This window comes from Kitasatospora sp. NPDC029312 (assembly GCF_055569215.1).
Genome location: NZ_JBVHXY010000020.1, coordinates 101,627 through 117,508, shown reverse-complemented (window position 1 = coordinate 117,508; position 15,882 = coordinate 101,627). Strand labels below are relative to the sequence as shown.

Sequence of the window (15,882 nt, the reverse complement as noted above, 5' to 3'; positions counted from 1 at the left end):
ACCCCCCCCCCTCTCTCGCCCCCCCCCCCCCCCCCCCCGCCCCCCCCCCCCCCCCCCCCCCCCCCCCCCCCCCCACGGCCTCGTCGTGTTGCCCGGTGGGACGATCGAGGGAGGGCACGTGGGGGTCGGCACCGGGATGGCGGGGATGCTGCGGCGCCGCGCCGCGGGAACGCGGGCGCGACTGGGGGAGCGGCGGACACAGCGCCGGGTCTTCCAGGTGACGACGGTGCTCTGCTCGCTGGCGCTGGCCCCGAGCGCCTGGCTGTGGTTCGCGGCGGGGGACCGGGTGGGCACGGTGGAGAGCGCGCCGTCCGCGCCGGTGGCGGTGGTCTTCGGAGCGGGGCTGGACCAGGGCAAGCCCTCGCCGTACCTGGAGCACCGGCTCACGGCGGCGCTGGACCTGTACCGGGAGGAGAAGGTGCGGGCCATCCTGGTGACCGGGGACAACGGGAGGCTCTCCTACGACGAGCCGGACGCGATGTACCGGTACCTGACCGAGCACGGGGTGCCGGCGGGGCGGGTGGTCCGGGACTACGCCGGTTTCGACACCTGGGACTCCTGCACCCGGGCGCACCGGATCTTCGGGGTGGACCGCGCGGTGCTGGTCAGCCAGGACTTCCACGTCCGGCGGGCGCTGGCGCTGTGCGAGGCGGCCGGCATCCGCTCGTACGCGGTCGGGGTGCCGGAGGTGCACGACGCGACCTGGCTGTACGGCGGGCTGCGGGAGATCGCCGGGGCGGGCAAGGCGGCGGTGAACGCCTGGCTGCGGCCGGACCCGGAGCTGCTGGGGCCCGAGGAGGACGGCATCCCGAAGGCGCTGGCGGAGGCGGCGGGCAGGCCGTAGCCGCCGGCCCGGCCGCAGGGCCGCGGCCGGGTTCGCACGCACTGTCGGACCCGTGCGCGATGATCGGCGGGTGCGATCTCTGCCGAGCATCATCCACCTCGACATGGACGCCTTCTTCGCGGCGGTGGAGCAGGCGGCCAAGCCGAGTCTGCGCGGCAAGCCGGTGGTCGTCGGCGGCCTCGGCGGTCGCGGGGTCGTCTCCACCGCCTCCTACGAGGCGCGCCGGTTCGGGGTGCACTCGGCGATGCCGATGGCGCAGGCGCGGCGGCTGTGCCCCAACGCGGCCTTCCTGGCCGGGCGCTTCGAGGCCTACCGGCAGAACAGCGAGATCGTGATGGGGCTGCTGCGGGAGTTGTCGCCGCTGGTGCAGCCGCTCAGCCTGGACGAGGCCTTCGTCGACCTGGAGGCCGGTCCGTACGGGCCCGCGCTGGTGGAGGCGGACCACGAGACGGGTGAGCGGCTGGTGCTCGCCCTGGCGGAGGACCTGCGGGCGGACATCCACCGCTTCACCGGGCTGACGGGTTCGGTCGGGGCGGCGGGTTCCAAGCTGATGGCGAAGATCGCCTCCGAGCAGGCCAAGCCGGACGGGCTGGTGCTGATCGAGCCGGGGCAGGAGCGGGCCGTGCTCGGGCCGATGCCGGTCCGGGCGCTGCCCGGGATCGGGCCGGCCACCGAGCAGGTGCTGCGCCGGGCCGGGCTGAGTACGGTGGCGGACCTCGCGGAGGCGGGTGAGGCGGAGTTGGTCGCGCTGCTCGGCCGGGCGCACGGCGCGGGGATCCACCAGATGTCGATAGGGCTGGACGAGCGGCCGGTGATCGCCGACCAGGACGCCAAGTCCGTCTCGGTGGAGGACACCTACGAGGTGGACCTGGCCGACCGGGACCGGGTGCTGCGCGAGGTGGAGGCGCTGGCCGCGCGGTGCGTGCGGCGGCTGCGGGCGGCGGGGCGCTCCGGGCGGACGGTGGTGCTGAAGGTCCGGCGGTTCGACTTCTCGACGCTGACCCGCTCGGAGACGCTCGGCGGGCCGACGGACGACGAGGCGGTGATCACCGCGACCGCGCGCCGGCTGGCCGAGCAGGTGGACATCACCGGCGGGGTCCGGCTGCTGGGGGTGGGCGTGGCGCAGCTGGCCGACTACACCCAGGAGGACCTGTTCGCGCAGGCGCTGCGCGAGGAGGCGGCGGAGCACGCCGAGGCGGTCGAGGCGGCGGAGGCCGAGCAGGAGCCGGAGGAGGTCGTGGTGCGGCGCTGGCTGCCCGGACAGGACGTCCACCACGGCGAGTTCGGGCCGGGGTGGGTGCAGGGCAGCGGGGTCGGGCGGGTCACCGTACGGTTCGAGACGCCCTGGAGCGGACCGGGGCGGGTGCGGACCTTCGCGGTCGACGACCCGGCGCTGGAACCGGCCCGGCCGCTGCCGCTGCGGCAGGTGGAGGGCGGCGCGGACGAGGCGGAGGGCGCGGAAGGGCCGGAGCCTTCGGAAGGCTGAGGCGCTCGGGCCCGTGGCGGCTGATGGGCTCTGGCCGTGGAACGGCCCCACCCGGTGGTCACCGGGTGGGGCCGCATACCGTGCCGGACTCCGCGCGTTCGTGATGCCCTCGCGACGTGCGGAGGCCGGGGGCCGCGCGCCCTGTCCCTGAGCGCGCGGGCCGGACGCCTCGTCAGGCGTCGGTCTTGACCAGCTGGGTGCTGGAGTCCTGCGGGGCCGAGCCGCCCGGGGCGGCCGCGACCGGCTTGGCGGTGCGGATCAGGAACGGGACGGCACCGGCGACGATGCAGACCACGGCGGTGGCCCAGAAGGCGTGCTTGTAGGCGTCCAGGGTGGGCAGCAGCACCTGGATCTTGATCGGCAGCTTCATGGTGTCGCCGGTCAGGATCGCCGTCATCACGGCGGTGCCGATCGCGCCACCGACGGTGCGCAGCACGGAGTTCATGCCGTTGGCGATGCCGCTCTGCTCGACCGGGACGGCGCCGTTGATGAAGGCCGGCATCGCGGCGAAGGCGAGGCCGATGCCGAGGCCGAAGATGGCGGAGGCGGTGTAGATGTCGCCCTCGTGGCTGTGACGCAGGGCCAGGTAGGCCATCGCGATGGCGCCGAGGACACCACCGAGGACCAGCGGCAGACGGGGGCCGCGGCGGGCGATCAGCATGGCGCCGAGCGGGGCGGCCACCATCGAGCCGATCGCGGACGGCAGCAGCATCACGCCGGCGTGCAGGACGGTCGCGGTGAAGCCGTAGTGGGCCAGCTTCTCCGGGGTCTGGGAGAAGTTGCTGATGACCATGAACGAGCCGTACATGCCGAAGCCGATGAGCAGACCGGCCAGGTTGGTGAAGGCGACGGCCGGGCGGGACATCATCTTCAGGTCCACCAGCGGGTGCGCGACCTTGGTCTCGATGATGCCCCAGACCAGTGCGACCACGGCGGCGACGGCGAACAGGCCGAGGGTCTTGGTGGAGGTCCAGCCCCAGTGGTTGCCCTGGCTGACCGCGACCAGCAGGGCGGAGAGCCAGGCGGCCAGGGTGATCGCGCCGAGCGGGTCGGCGCCGCCGTCCTTGTCGGTGACCGGGTCGGACGGGACACGCAGGGCCACCAGGGCGATCGCGATCAGGCCGAAGACCAGGCCCATCCAGAAGATCGACTTGTAGTTCCAGTGCTCCAGCAGGAGGCCGGTGGCCACCAGGCCGAGGCCGGAGCCGACGCCCATCGAGGCGCTGATGGCGGCGACGCCGCCGGTCACCTTCCGCTTGGGCAGCTCGTCGCGGACGATGCTGATCGCCAGCGGCATCACGCCACCGCCGGCGCCCTGCAGGACGCGGGCGACGACCAGCCAGGTGAAGGAGTGGGTGCTGACCGCCAGGGCGGATCCGGCGACCAGGCCGGCCAGCGAGATGAGCAGCATGGGCTTACGGCCCCGGAGGTCGCCGAAGCGGCCCAGCAGAGGAGTCAGCACGGCTGCGGAGAGCAGGTTGGCGGTCATCAGCCAGGTGATGTTGGACGTGGAGACGTCCAGTTCCTTGGCCAGCGAGGGCAGGATCGGGACGACCGCGGTCTGCACCACGCTGAACGACAGCATCGCCAGGATGAGGGCCGGCAGGACCCGGGCGCTGCTCTGCTTCTCGGCCGCGGTGGTGGGCTGTGGTGCCTCACTCACGGTTGCTTCCTCCCGTACATAGTGAATGAACTGAAGTAAATATGCCCGGAGATACTTCAGAGTGTCAAATATCGAGCGGTTAAGGTTTGGCAAAGCGGGGTAGTGGGGCCGGACACGACGAGGGCCCCGGAGGGATTCCGGGGCCCTGGGGGAGTCGCGGGGGTCAGACGATGGGGTGCGGGGAGTCGTGGTGGGCGCCGTTCGTGGCCGGGGCGCTGTCGTCGTGGATCTCGACGTGCTCGCGGCGCAGTTCGTCCTGGACGACCTCCTCGGCGGTGTAGCGCTCGACGACCAGGCGCACCCGCTCGATCGGGGCCAGGTACTTGCGGACCACGGGGCGCTCCTCGCGGAGGGTGACCTCCTCGACGTCCTCGGCGATCTCCTTGTCGCTCAGGGTGGCGCGCTCGGCGTCGCTGACCGGCACGCGCTCCACGCGGACCCGCTCGCGGACCACCGGGACGCGGCGCTCGACCTGCTCGCTGGTCACGTACTTGCGCAGCTTCGCGGTGCCCAGGACGTGCCACTCGGTGGTGATGTCGAGCCGCTCCTCGCGACAGGTGATCTCGACCGGGGCCGTCAGGGCCGAGGTGCCGGCCTCGGCGGAAGGCGCGGGCGCCGGCGCGGGGGTGGGCACGGGGGCGGGCGCGGCCGGCGCGGGCTGCGGCCTCGGCTCGACGAGCGGGGCGGCCGCCATGGCGGGGGCGGAGGGGGTCGGCACGTGGGTCTCCGTGGTGGTGGTGTCGGTGCCGACGGTGCCGGGGGCGGCGACCGCGGTCGGACCCGGCTCGGCGGAGTGGAAGGCGAACGGCGTGGCGGTCGTGGTGGCCGCCGCCGCGACGACCGGCGTGTTGCCGAAGTCGAGGTCGGGCTGGTGGGCGGTCCGGGCGGGCTCCTCGGTGGCGGCGTGGGCGTCCACCGGGGTGTCGAGGCCGTAGTAGCGGTAGAGCTGGAGCTCCTGGGCCGGCGACAGGTGCTGGCCCACGCCGAAGTCCGGCGACTCCTTGACCAGCGACTTGTCGTAGGGCACCCGGAGCTCGTCACCCGAGAACTCGCTCGTGGTGAGCGGGACGAAGGCGTCCCGGCCGAAGATGCCGGTCCGCACGGCCGCCCATTCGGGCTGGCCGGTCGAGTCGTCCAGGTACACCTCGTCGACCGTGCCGATCTTGTCGCCGTTGCGGTCGACCGCCTTGTGGCCGATGAGATCCCGGGGGTCGATGTCGGTCTGCACTCTTTCCTCCAGTCCGCTGCGCCTACGGAACTCCCGCAGGTACGGCGGTCGGAGCACCCGTCCCGTCCGCCACTTCACACCAAAAGGCATGAATGGGACCGACGCGACCGGGGTGCGCCGGACGGGCTTGGTGCTGGGCCGTCCGGGGGACGCGCGTAGACCTCGAGTGACCAGACGCACCCGTGATCGGAAGGCCTCCCGCTGGTACCCTGGGCGGCGACCGCCGAGCCCGCTCGGGAGAGTCCACGACCGCGAAAACCGCTGGTCGGGGCGCCGAAGGAGCAAACCCTCCCCGGAATCTCTCAGGCATCCGTACCGTGCGGGCTAGGTCACTCTGGAAAGCAGGGCAGGATCGCCGGCGCGGAAGCCGACGATCACCACCCTCACCGACGGTGCAAGCCGACGAAGCGCCGACAGCGCGACGTGCGGGCGAAGCTCTCAGGTCCCGATGACAGAGGGGGAGGCCTTTCGGGTTCGTCCGCCCGAGCCGTTCCGCCGTCCGCAGCGGAAGGCCCGTCGGCGTGCGTGCCCCCGCCGGTCCGTGACCAGGAGGCCTCGACCACCATGAACGCCCAGCCGAACGCGGGACGCCCCACCGGCGCCTCGACCCTCACCGAGCTCGAGTCGGCCAGCCCCTTCGAGAACCGCCACATCGGCCCCGACGCCGCCGCCCAGGAGAAGATGCTGGCCTCCGTCGGCTACGGCTCCCTGGACGAGCTCGCCGCCACCGCCGTTCCCGAGGCGATCCGCTCCATCACCGCCCTGGACCTGCCCGCCGGCCGCAGCGAGGCGCAGGTCCTCGCCGAGCTGCGCGAGCTGGCGAGCCGCAACCAGGTGCTCCAGCCGATGATCGGCCTGGGCTACTACGGCACCTTCACCCCGCCGGTGATCCTGCGCAACGTCATGGAGAACCCGGCCTGGTACACCGCCTACACCCCGTACCAGCCGGAGATCTCGCAGGGCCGCCTGGAGGCGCTGCTCAACTTCCAGACCCTGGTCTCCGACCTGACCGGCCTGCCCACCTCCGGCTCCTCGCTGCTGGACGAGGGCACCGCGGCCGCCGAGGCGATGGCGCTGGCGCGCCGTGTCACCAAGGTCAAGGGCGGCGTCTTCCTGGTCGACGCCGAGACCCTGCCGCAGACCATCGCCGTGATCAACACCCGCGCCGTGCCGACCGGTGTCGAGGTCGTCGTCGCGGACCTGTCCGACGGCATTCCGGCCGAGGTCGCCGAACGCGGCGTCTTCGGCCTCCTGCTGCAGTACCCGGGTGCCACCGGCGTGGTCCGCGACCTCGCCCCGGTGATCGAGCAGGCGCACGGGCTGGGCGCGATCGTCGCCGTGGCCGCCGACCTGCTGGCGCTGACCCTGCTCAAGTCCCCGGGTGCGCTGGGCGCCGACATCGCCTGCGGCACCTCGCAGCGCTTCGGCGTGCCGATGGGCTTCGGTGGCCCGCACGCCGGCTACCTGTCGGTGCGCGCCGAGTACGCCCGCTCGCTGCCCGGCCGCCTGGTCGGCGTTTCCGTCGACGCCGACGGCAACCGCGCCTACCGCCTGGCGCTGCAGACCCGCGAGCAGCACATCCGCCGCGAGAAGGCCACCAGCAACATCTGCACCGCCCAGGTGCTGCTCGCCGTGATGGCCTCGATGTACGCCGTCTACCACGGCCCGGACGGCCTGGCCGACATCGCCCGGCGCACCCACCGCTACGCCGCCGCTCTCGCCGAGGGCCTCCGGGCCGGCGGCGTCGAGCTGCTGCACGGCGAGTTCTTCGACACCGTCACCGCCGTCGTCCCGGGCCGCGCCGCCGAGATCGCCGCCGCCGCCCGCACCCACGGCATCAACGTCCACCAGGACGGCGCGGACCGGATCTCCGTCTCCACCGACGAGACCACCACCCGCGAGCACCTGGCCGGCGTCTGGGCCGCGTTCGGCGTCCCCGCCGTGGAGGTCGCCGAGGCCGCCGAGACGCTGCCCGCCGCGCTGCTGCGCGAGGACGAGTACCTGACCCACCCCGTCTTCCACAGCCACCGCTCGGAGACCGCCATGCTGCGCTACCTGCGCCGCCTGTCGGACCGGGACTACGCGCTCGACCGCGGCATGATCCCGCTGGGCTCCTGCACCATGAAGCTCAACGCGACCACCGAGATGGAGGCGGTGACCTGGCCGGAGTTCGGCCAGCTGCACCCCTTCGCGCCGATCGACCAGGCCCAGGGCTACCTGACCCTGATCCGCCAGCTGGAGCAGCAGCTGGTCGAGGTCACCGGTTACGACGCCGTCTCGATCCAGCCGAACGCCGGCTCCCAGGGCGAGCTGGCCGGCCTGCTGGCCGTCCGCGCCTACCACCACGCCAACGGCGACACCCAGCGCGACGTCTGCCTGATCCCGTCCTCCGCGCACGGCACCAACGCCGCCTCCGCGGTGATGGCCGGCATGCGCGTGGTCGTGGTGAAGACCCTGGTCGACGGTGACGTGGACGTCGAGGACCTGAAGGCCAAGATCGAGCAGCACCGCGACAACCTGTCCGTGCTGATGGTCACCTACCCGTCGACCCACGGCGTTTACGAGACCCAGATCACCGAGATCTGCGCCCTGGTGCACGAGGCCGGCGGCCAGGTGTACGTGGACGGCGCCAACCTGAACGCCCTGGTCGGCCTGGCCAAGCCGGGCAAGTTCGGCGCGGACGTCTCGCACCTGAACCTGCACAAGACCTTCTGCATCCCGCACGGCGGCGGCGGCCCGGGCGTCGGCCCGGTCGCGGTGCGCGCCCACCTGGCGCCGTACCTGCCGAACCACCCGCTGCAGGAGGAGGCCGGCCCGGCCACCGGTGTCGGCCCGATCTCGGCCGCGCCCTGGGGCTCGGCGGCGATCCTCCCGATCTCCTGGGCGTACGTGCGGCTGATGGGCGGCGAGGGCCTGAAGCACGCGACCCAGGTCGCGGTGCTGAACGCCAACTACATCGCCAAGCGGCTGGCGCCGCACTTCCCGGTGCTCTACACCGGCCCGGGCGGGCTGGTCGCGCACGAGTGCATCATCGACCTGCGCCCGCTGACCAAGGAGACGGGCGTGACGGTGGACGACATCGCCAAGCGCCTGATCGACTACGGCTTCCACGCGCCGACGATGTCCTTCCCGGTGGCCGGCACGCTGATGATCGAGCCGACCGAGTCCGAAGACCTGCACGAGATCGACCGGTTCTGCGACGCGATGATCGAGATCCGCTCCGAGATCGACAAGGTCGGCTCGGGCGAGTGGGCGGCCGAGGACAACCCGCTGCGCAACGCCCCGCACACCGCCGCCACCCTGGCCGGCGACTGGGCGCACGGCTACTCGCGGCAGGAGGCGGTCTTCCCGGCCGGCGTGAACCCGGCGGACAAGTACTGGCCGCCGGTGAGCCGGATCGACGGGGCGTACGGCGACCGCAACCTGGTCTGCTCCTGCCCGCCGCTGGACGAGTACGGCGTCTGATCCCAGAACGGCGTCTGATCCCAGGGCGCGTACACAGGGCAGGGCCCCGGCAGAACGCTTCTGCCGGGGCCCTGTCCTGGGCGGCCCGGGCGTGCCCGATGCCGGTCAGTCGTTCCGGCGCCGGCCGGTCGTTCCGGCGCCGGCCGGTCGTTCCGGCGCCGGAGGTCTCAGGCCGCGTGGGCGACGGGGCGGCGCGGCGCGATCACCCGGCCGTCGGGCAGCAGCTCTCCGGTGTCCTCGAACAGGACGACGCCGTTGCAGAGCAGGCTCCAGCCCTGCTCCGGGTGGCAAGCCACCGGCACGGCCGCCTCGCGGTCCTCGGACTCGGCCGACGGGCATTCAGGACGGTGCTGGCACATACGCGTACCCTCGCTTCGCTCTGCGATCCTCCCCGTGGTGCGGTCCCGGAGGGTGCTGCCGTCCGGGGCCGCCGCGGTAGTCGGATCCTGTCCGCTACGCCGACCAGGTGTGGACCGGCGCTCAAGTGGGTAGGACAGGTGGTCCTTCCACGCTGGTTCCCAGTGTCGGCATCTGCGGACGCGCGCGCAGCGATTTGGTGACATGCGCCACAAGTCCCGGGCAGAGATCACCCGTTCAGGTGGGCCCGGGAGCAAAACACGCACCGATGGGCCAGTCGTGAGATGGCCTGGTGGGGCCATTGCGGATGGCCCCTGCGGGTGGTGGCCATTCGGGTGAGGCCCGGGGCGCGGGCGCGCATGGGGTCGGCCTGAGGCCCGGCCTGACGAAAGAGCCTGACGCAGGGCCTCACGCAGGGCGTGGTGAAGGGCCGCCGGGCGGGTGGCCCGGCGGCGGTGGACGGGGCCGCGCGGTAGCGCGGTCTCAGGTGGAGCCGAGCAGCACCGGCCGGGAGAGCGGGGCGCGGACGAGCAGCGGCAGCAGCTCGTCGGCCGGGTGGGCGCGGTGCGCGGTGACGCCGAGCGGAGCCGGGGCGAGCGGGATCAGCAGGTCGCCGGGCGGGCCGGCGTCGGGGCTGTGCAGCCAGAGCGCCGTCGCGTACTGGCCGGGGAAGGTGAGCAGCCGGGGCTGGCAGCGGACGCGGGAGCTCTGGGCGAGCTGCCAGGCCTCGCGCAGCGCGCGGACGGTCGACGAGAGGTAGGGGCCGGCGGTGAAGTGGGAGAAGGTGTGGCCTTCGGGGCTCTGCACCACCTCGGCGGCGGCGGTCACCTCGGCGCCGTCCTTGATCAGGAAGCGCCAGCCGGTCCGGCGGGCGGCGGTGAGCTCGGGGCGTGGCCCGTCCAGGACGTGCACCGCGAGCGGATGCGCGGGGAGCAGTGGTCCGGTCGGGTGACGCAGCGCTGCGGCGGCGGGCTGGCGCAGGGCGGTGTCCGAGTCGAGCGCGCCCAGGACCGCGCGCAGGGCGCTCGGTGGGGGCTGGGGGGTTTGCAGGGTCATGGCGGGGTCCGCCTCTCCAAGCGAGATCGGCGTGCGAGTGCGGCATACCGGCGTGGCGCGGTGCGTCGTCGGTGACGGGCCTGGCCGTGTCCGGTTGTGCAAGATCGCGGAGCCGGCGCGGTCGCCGCCGTCGAGGAGTGCCTCGTGGCGGGAGGAACCGGCCGGAGCGCAGTGCGGATTCCTCGAATTCATCGAACAAATGCGCAGGGTGATCTGTTTATCACAGGCCGTGGCGTCGGGCAAGTCCACAGATGCACTGAATGGGCGTCAGTTCCCTTGCATTGCAAGCCAGTACAAGCATTCGGGTATCGATCTTCGAGGTGGGCATGATGCTGGCACGGTCGGACGGCCGGGTGGGTCAGGAGGAGGGGACCGTGGGCGAGAAGGTCGTGGCGACTCGGGCGGATCTGGCGGACCGGCAGCAGTACCGGCTCAAGCTCCAGGCCTGCCTCGACGCGCTCGGGCGGATGCTGCGCGAGGACCGCTTCGACCGGCCGCGGGCGGTGATGGGCCTGGAGATCGAGCTCAACCTGGCCGACGAACAAGGCCTGCCGGTGATGCGCAACGCCCAGGTGCTCAGCGAGATCGGCTCCAGCGACTTCCAGACCGAGCTGGGCCGGTTCAACATCGAGGTGAACATCGTGCCGCATCGGCTCTGCGGGCACGTCTTCGAGGAACTGCGCGAGGAGATCGACACCGGGCTGCGCTACGCGGACCGGCGGGCGGTCGAGGCCGGCGCCCGGATCGTCATGGTGGGCATCCTGCCGACCCTGGAGCACGACCACACCGGGCTGGACGCGATGAGCCACAACCAGCGGTACAGCCTGCTCAGCGACCAGATACTGGCCGCCCGCGGCGAGGACATCGCGCTGGACATCGAGGGCGTCGAGCACCTCCAGCTCGAGTCGATCACCATGGTGGCGGAGGCCGCCGCGACCTCGCTGCAGCTGCACCTGCAGGTGACGCCGCAGCGGTTCTCCTCGGTGTGGAACGCCGCCCAGGCGATCTGCGGCCCGCAGCTGGCGATGGGCGCGAACTCCCCGTTCCTGTTCGGCCGAGAACTGTGGCGGGAGACCCGACCGGTGCTCTTCCAGCAGGCCTGTGACACCCGTTCGGCCGAACTCAAGGCCCAGGGCGTGCGTCCGATCACCTGGTTCGGCGAGCGCTGGGTGGACTCGGTGTACGACCTGTTCGAGGAGAACCTGCGCTACTTCCCGGGACTGCTGCCGATCTGCGACGACGAGGACCCGATGAAGGTGCTGACCTCCGGCGGGGCGCCCAGGCTCGCCGAGATGCGGTTGCACAACGGCACCATCTACCGGTGGAACCGGCCGATCTACGACGTGTCGGGCGGGGTGGCGCACCTGCGGGTGGAGAACCGGGTGCTGCCGGCCGGGCCGACGGTGGCCGACACCCTCGCCAACGCCGCCTTCTACTACGGGCTGGTGCGGGTGCTCGCCGAGCAGCCCCGGCCGGTCTGGACCCGGCTGCCGTTCGAGCGGGCGGACGAGAACTTCCGCCAGGGCGCCCGGTACGGCATCGACGCGGTGTTCCAGTGGCCGCGCTCCGGCCGGGCCGGCCGCGGTGGCGGGCTGCAGACGATCTCCGCCGTCGACCTGGTGCTGGGCGAACTGCTGCCGATGGCCTACCAGGGGCTGGACGAGTGGGGTGTCGAGCCCGCCGACCGGGACCGCTACCTGGGGATCATCGAGCAGCGCTGTCTGCGCCGGACCAACGGCGCGGCCTGGCAGAGCGCCACCTTCCACCGGCTGCGCGAGCAGTACGGGATGGACCGGCCGGCCGCGCTCGCGGCGATGACCAGGCGCTACGCGGAGCACATGCGCGGCGGCGAGCCGGTGCACACCTGGCCGGTGGGGTAGCCCGGCCGCTGTGTCAGGATGATCGCTCCGGCGGTCGGCCGACGGCCGGAGCGATCATCCGTCCGCTGGAGCGCCCGTGATCACCCGCCCGACCGCGCCGGAGACCGAGCAGACCACCCGCCGGCTGCTCGGCGTGGAGCTGCTGATCGTCCTCGGGCTCTCCCTCGGGGCCAGCGGGATCAGCGCGCTGATCAGCTTCGCGGGCTCGCTCACCGAACCGCTCCAGCTCGGCCAGCAGGTCGCCACGCTGAACGCCTCCCGCGCGCCCGGGCGGCCCTGGCTGGACCTGGTGTGGCAGCTGTACTACATCGGGCGCGGACTGATGCCCGTCGTTCTGGTCGGCTACCTGCTGGTGCGCGAGGGCACGTCGTTGCGGGTGCTGGGCTTCGACCTCGGGCGGAAACTGGGCGACCTCGGCCGGGGGGCGGCCGTCGCGGCGGCGATCGGGGGCACCGGACTGGCGCTGTACCTGGCCTCGCAGGCGGCCGGGTACAACCTGACGGTCGCGCCCTCGGGCCTGCCGGACGTGTGGTGGCGGGTGCCGGTGCTGGTGCTGTCGGCCTGGCAGAACGCGATCCTGGAGGAGGTCGTCGTCCTCGGCTATCTGCTGCGCCGACTGGGGCAGTCGGGGTGGTCCTGGCCGGCCGCGCTGGTGACGAGTTCGGTGCTGCGCGGCTCGTACCACCTGTACCAGGGGGTCGGCGGGCTGGTCGGGAACATGGTGATGGGGGCGGTGTTCTGCCTGCTCTACCGGCGCTGGGGGCGGGTGATGCCGCTGGTGGCGGCGCACGCGCTGATCGACACGGTGGCCTTCGTCGGGTACGCGCTGCTCGCCGGGCACGTCAGCTGGCTGCCGACCCCCTGACGGCGGAGCTCCCGAGCGCGGATCCGCCGAGCGGGGCTGGGCCGACCGTCGGCGACTGACCGCGCGGCGGCCGGGCCAGCAGCCGGTCGACGTGCCGGCGCTCCAGACCCTGGCCCGGGTCGATCGGCAGCAGCAGCCGGTCGCGGCGCCAGAGCGACCTGCGGACCAGCCGGGGCGGGATGACGTCGTCCACCCAGGCGAACGGACGGCCTCCGGCGTAGCGCAGCAGCGGCGCCCACTTGCGGGCGGAGAACAGCTCCATCAGCGGGACGCGTGGGTCTCCGGGCTGTGGGACGTATCCGGTGAAGCGCACGAAGGGCAGCGGGTCCAGGCCGATCGCCGGGGCGATGTGGGTGTTGGCGTGCTCCTCCCAGGTGGTGGCCCAGACCAGTTCGTAGGTGCCGGCGAGTTCGCGCAGCCACTGGCCGTGCTTGGCGGCGAGCAGGACGGCGTAGCCGAGCAGGGTGTGGGAGTCGAACCCGGCGTCAGGGTGCGGACAAACCGGGTTCAGCACTCCGTCGACGTCCAGGAACAGCAGTGGCTTCGGCACCGGTGGCCCCCAAGTGGATGGTGTGTCCTACCCGGTGGGACGAACCGGGGGCACCACTGGTTGCTCGGCGGCAGGCGCACGCGGGGCGCACAGGGCGCTCACGACGCGGGCGCGGGCGCGTGGACGGGCTCCGGTGCGTCCTGGGTGCCACGGCGGCCGCCCCGGCCCGGCTCGCCCAGGGGGCGGGGCGCCGTCAGCCGAGGTGGCCGTGGAGGAAGGTGACGGTGCGCCGCCAGGCGATCCGGGCCTGCAGGGCGTCGTAGGTGCCGAGGGTGTTCTCGTCGTTCATGAACGCGTGCCCGGCCGGGTAGAAGTGGATCTCCGGCCGGACGTCGGTGGCCTCACCGATCCGGATCGCGGCCTCGTCCACGGCGGACATCGGGATCGAGCCGTCGAGCTCGCCGAAGTGCCCGAGGACGTGGGCCGTCAGACCGCGGTAGTCGAAGTCCGGGTCCGGCGGGAGGCCGTAGAAGGAGACGACGGCGGCCACGTCGTCCCCGCACCGGGTGGCCAGCAGCAGGGCGAAGCCGCCGCCCATGCAGAAGCCGACCGCGCCGACCGCGTCACCGACCACGCCGTCCAGGGACAGCAGGTGGTCGACGGCGCCCGAGAGGTCCTCGACGGCCCGCTCGACCGGCAGCTCGCGCTTGAGGCGCGCGGCCTCGGCGCGGTCGTGGGTGGTGGCGCCGCCGAACAGGTCGGGGGCGAGGACGGTGAACCCCTCGGCGGCGAAGCGGTCGGCCATGTCCGCGATGTGCGAGGTGAGCCCCCACCACTCCTGCACCACGACCAGTCCCGGCCCGACCCCCTGCGGAGGGCGGGCCAGGTACCCGTGAGCCGTGCGGCCGTTGCTCGGGAAGGTGACGTTCTGCCGGGAGCCGCGCTGGTCAGGCATGGCTTCCTCTCGGTGGGTCGGGCCGCGCGCGGCATGGGTGCGTGCGGCGTGGGCGCGTGCGACGTCGTGCGTGCGGGGGCAGGCTGCTCAGCCCATCTCCTCCAGGGCGCGGCCCTTGGTCTCCCTGATGCAGAAGGCCACGAACGGGATGGAGAGCAGCGCGAAGGCCGCGTAGATCACGTACGTCGCGGCGAGGTTCCAGTCGGCGAGGTCCGGGAAGCTGACGGTGATCGCCCAGTTGGCGATCCACTGGGCCGAGGCGGCGACCGACAGGGCCAGCGCGCGGATCCGGTTGGGGAACATCTCGCCGAGCAGCACCCAGACCACCACGCCCCAGGAGAAGGCGAAGCAGAGCACGAAGACGTGCGCGGCGACCAGCGCGACGGTGGCGTGGGTGTTGTCGAGGGTCGCGGTGTCTCCCGTGCCGTGCCGGTAGGAGAACGCCCAGGCGGCCGCGCCCAGCGCGATCGCCATGCCGGTGGAGCCAGCCAGGGCCAGCGGCTTCCGGCCGATCCGGTCCACCAGTCCCATCGCGATCACCGTGCCGACCACGTTGATGATCGAGGTGGAGAGGCTGATCAGCAGCGAGTTGGACTCGTTGATGCCGACCGACTGCCACAGGAAGGAGGAGTAGTAGAAGATCACGTTGATGCCGACGAACTGCTGGAACACCGAGGCGCCGATGCCGACCCAGACGATCGGCAGCAGGCCGAAGCGGCCGCCGAGCAGGTCCCGCGGCCGGGGCTTGTGGGTGGACGCCAGCACCCCGCGGATCTCCGCCACCCGGGCGTCCAGGTCGACGGCCTCGCCCTCGACCTCGACCAGCACCTTGCGGGCCTGCGCCTCGCGGCGGTCGGCGATCAGATAGCGCGGGGACTCCGGGATGGCCAGCGCCATCAGGCCGTACACCAGGGCTGGGATGGTCTCGACGCCGAGCATCCACTGCCAGGCCTGGACGCCGCCGAGGTGGCCGGTGGACTCGCCGCCGGCGGCCTGGTTGAGCGCCCAGTTGGCGAGCTGGGAGACGGTGATGCCGAGCACGATCGCCATCTGCTGGAAGGAGGCGAGCCGGCCGCGGTAGGCGGTCGGGGCCACCTCGGCGATGTAGGTGGGCGCGATCACCGAGGCGATGCCGATCGCGATGCCGCCGATCACGCGCCAGCAGGCCAGCACCTCGATGTTCGGCGGGAACATCGAGCCGATGCCGCTGGCCGCGAACAGCACGGCGGCCAGCAGCATCGTGCGCACCCGGCCCAGGTGGTCGGCCAGCCGGCCGGCGGCCACCGCGCCGACGGCCGAGCCGAGCAGCGCGATGGCCACCACGAACGCGGTGGTGCCGTGGCCCACCGCGAAGTGCTTCTGGATGCCCGTCACCGCGCCGTTGATCACCGCGCTGTCGTAGCCGAACAGGAAGCCGCCCATGGCGGCCGCCGCGGAGATGAACACCACGTGCCCGAGGTGGGCCTCGCCGGAAGCCCGCTGATGGTGGATTGTGGACACACACGCTCCCCGAAGTCGACGGGCCCGCACCGACGGCAGGGCAGGGCTCGTCTCACATTCGAGCAGCGCGGCGGCCGAGCCGCCTCAGTTGAG

12 protein-coding genes and 2 riboswitches are annotated in these 15,882 nt (G+C 72.7%); of the genes, 5 read left to right on the top strand and 7 right to left on the bottom strand.

The window, feature by feature from the left end:
- Positions 1 to 145 precede the first annotated feature (145 nt).
- On the top strand, positions 146 to 844 hold the full coding sequence (locus ACZ4WV_RS18605; protein ID WP_465747944.1) for a SanA/YdcF family protein: 699 nt from the start codon (positions 146 to 148) through the stop codon (positions 842 to 844).
- A 70-nt stretch (positions 845 to 914) separates the two neighbouring features.
- Entirely contained in the window at positions 915 to 2,330 is a 1,416-nt protein-coding gene (locus ACZ4WV_RS18600) for a DNA polymerase IV (protein WP_465747926.1), read from the top strand.
- 172 nt (positions 2,331 to 2,502) lie between these two features.
- Here ACZ4WV_RS18600 and ACZ4WV_RS18595 read toward each other — a convergent pair whose 3' ends face one another.
- Positions 2,503 to 3,993, bottom strand: a complete 1,491-nt coding sequence (locus tag ACZ4WV_RS18595) for an MFS transporter (protein WP_465747924.1) — start codon at positions 3,991 to 3,993, stop codon at positions 2,503 to 2,505.
- Positions 3,994 to 4,156: 163 nt separating this feature from the next.
- Positions 4,157 to 5,221, bottom strand: coding sequence for a PRC and DUF2382 domain-containing protein (locus ACZ4WV_RS18590; RefSeq protein ID WP_465747922.1), 1,065 nt, complete (start codon positions 5,219 to 5,221; stop codon positions 4,157 to 4,159).
- 224 nt (positions 5,222 to 5,445) lie between these two features.
- Positions 5,446 to 5,549, top strand: a riboswitch (glycine riboswitch).
- Between the two features lies 1 nt (position 5,550).
- Positions 5,551 to 5,683: riboswitch (glycine riboswitch) on the top strand.
- Between the two features lie 102 nt (positions 5,684 to 5,785).
- On the opposite strand from ACZ4WV_RS18590, the gene gcvP reads away from it, so the two are divergent.
- A complete protein-coding gene (gene gcvP / locus ACZ4WV_RS18585) occupies positions 5,786 to 8,686 on the top strand; it encodes an aminomethyl-transferring glycine dehydrogenase (protein ID WP_465747920.1) in 2,901 nt (966 codons plus the stop codon).
- A gap of 167 nt (positions 8,687 to 8,853) precedes the next feature.
- Here the strand turns inward: gcvP and ACZ4WV_RS18580 are convergent, their stop codons facing one another.
- Positions 8,854 to 9,045 carry a DUF5999 family protein gene (locus tag ACZ4WV_RS18580; RefSeq protein ID WP_380613480.1) on the bottom strand — a complete coding sequence of 64 codons (192 nt, stop codon included), beginning with the start codon at positions 9,043 to 9,045 and terminating at the stop codon, positions 8,854 to 8,856.
- A gap of 481 nt (positions 9,046 to 9,526) precedes the next feature.
- Complete coding sequence (locus ACZ4WV_RS18575; protein WP_465747918.1) at positions 9,527 to 10,099, bottom strand: hypothetical protein; 573 nt, start codon at positions 10,097 to 10,099, stop codon at positions 9,527 to 9,529.
- A 374-nt stretch (positions 10,100 to 10,473) separates the two neighbouring features.
- Between ACZ4WV_RS18575 and ACZ4WV_RS18570 the strand changes: the two genes are divergently transcribed.
- The gene (locus tag ACZ4WV_RS18570) at positions 10,474 to 11,979 is read left to right on the top strand and encodes a glutamate-cysteine ligase family protein (protein WP_465747916.1); all 1,506 of its coding nucleotides are present in this window, start codon (positions 10,474 to 10,476) and stop codon (positions 11,977 to 11,979) included.
- Between the two features lie 76 nt (positions 11,980 to 12,055).
- Positions 12,056 to 12,844 (top strand): CPBP family intramembrane glutamic endopeptidase, encoded by a 789-nt coding sequence (locus ACZ4WV_RS18565; protein ID WP_465747914.1) that lies wholly within the window; start codon positions 12,056 to 12,058, stop codon positions 12,842 to 12,844.
- Here ACZ4WV_RS18565 and ACZ4WV_RS18560 read toward each other — a convergent pair.
- The 3 genes from ACZ4WV_RS18560 to ACZ4WV_RS18550 all read right to left on the bottom strand — a co-directional run bounded on the left by ACZ4WV_RS18560 (position 12,822) and on the right by ACZ4WV_RS18550 (position 15,789).
- The gene (locus ACZ4WV_RS18560; protein ID WP_465747912.1) at positions 12,822 to 13,394 is read right to left on the bottom strand and encodes an HAD domain-containing protein; all 573 of its coding nucleotides are present in this window, start codon (positions 13,392 to 13,394) and stop codon (positions 12,822 to 12,824) included. The genes ACZ4WV_RS18565 and ACZ4WV_RS18560 overlap by 23 nt on opposite strands.
- A 193-nt stretch (positions 13,395 to 13,587) precedes the next feature.
- Complete coding sequence (locus ACZ4WV_RS18555; protein WP_465747910.1) at positions 13,588 to 14,289, bottom strand: dienelactone hydrolase family protein; 702 nt, start codon at positions 14,287 to 14,289, stop codon at positions 13,588 to 13,590.
- Positions 14,290 to 14,376: 87 nt separating this feature from the next.
- Positions 14,377 to 15,789, bottom strand: a complete 1,413-nt coding sequence (locus ACZ4WV_RS18550) for a sugar porter family MFS transporter (RefSeq protein ID WP_465747908.1) — start codon at positions 15,787 to 15,789, stop codon at positions 14,377 to 14,379.
- Between the last annotated feature and the right edge of the window lie 93 nt (positions 15,790 to 15,882).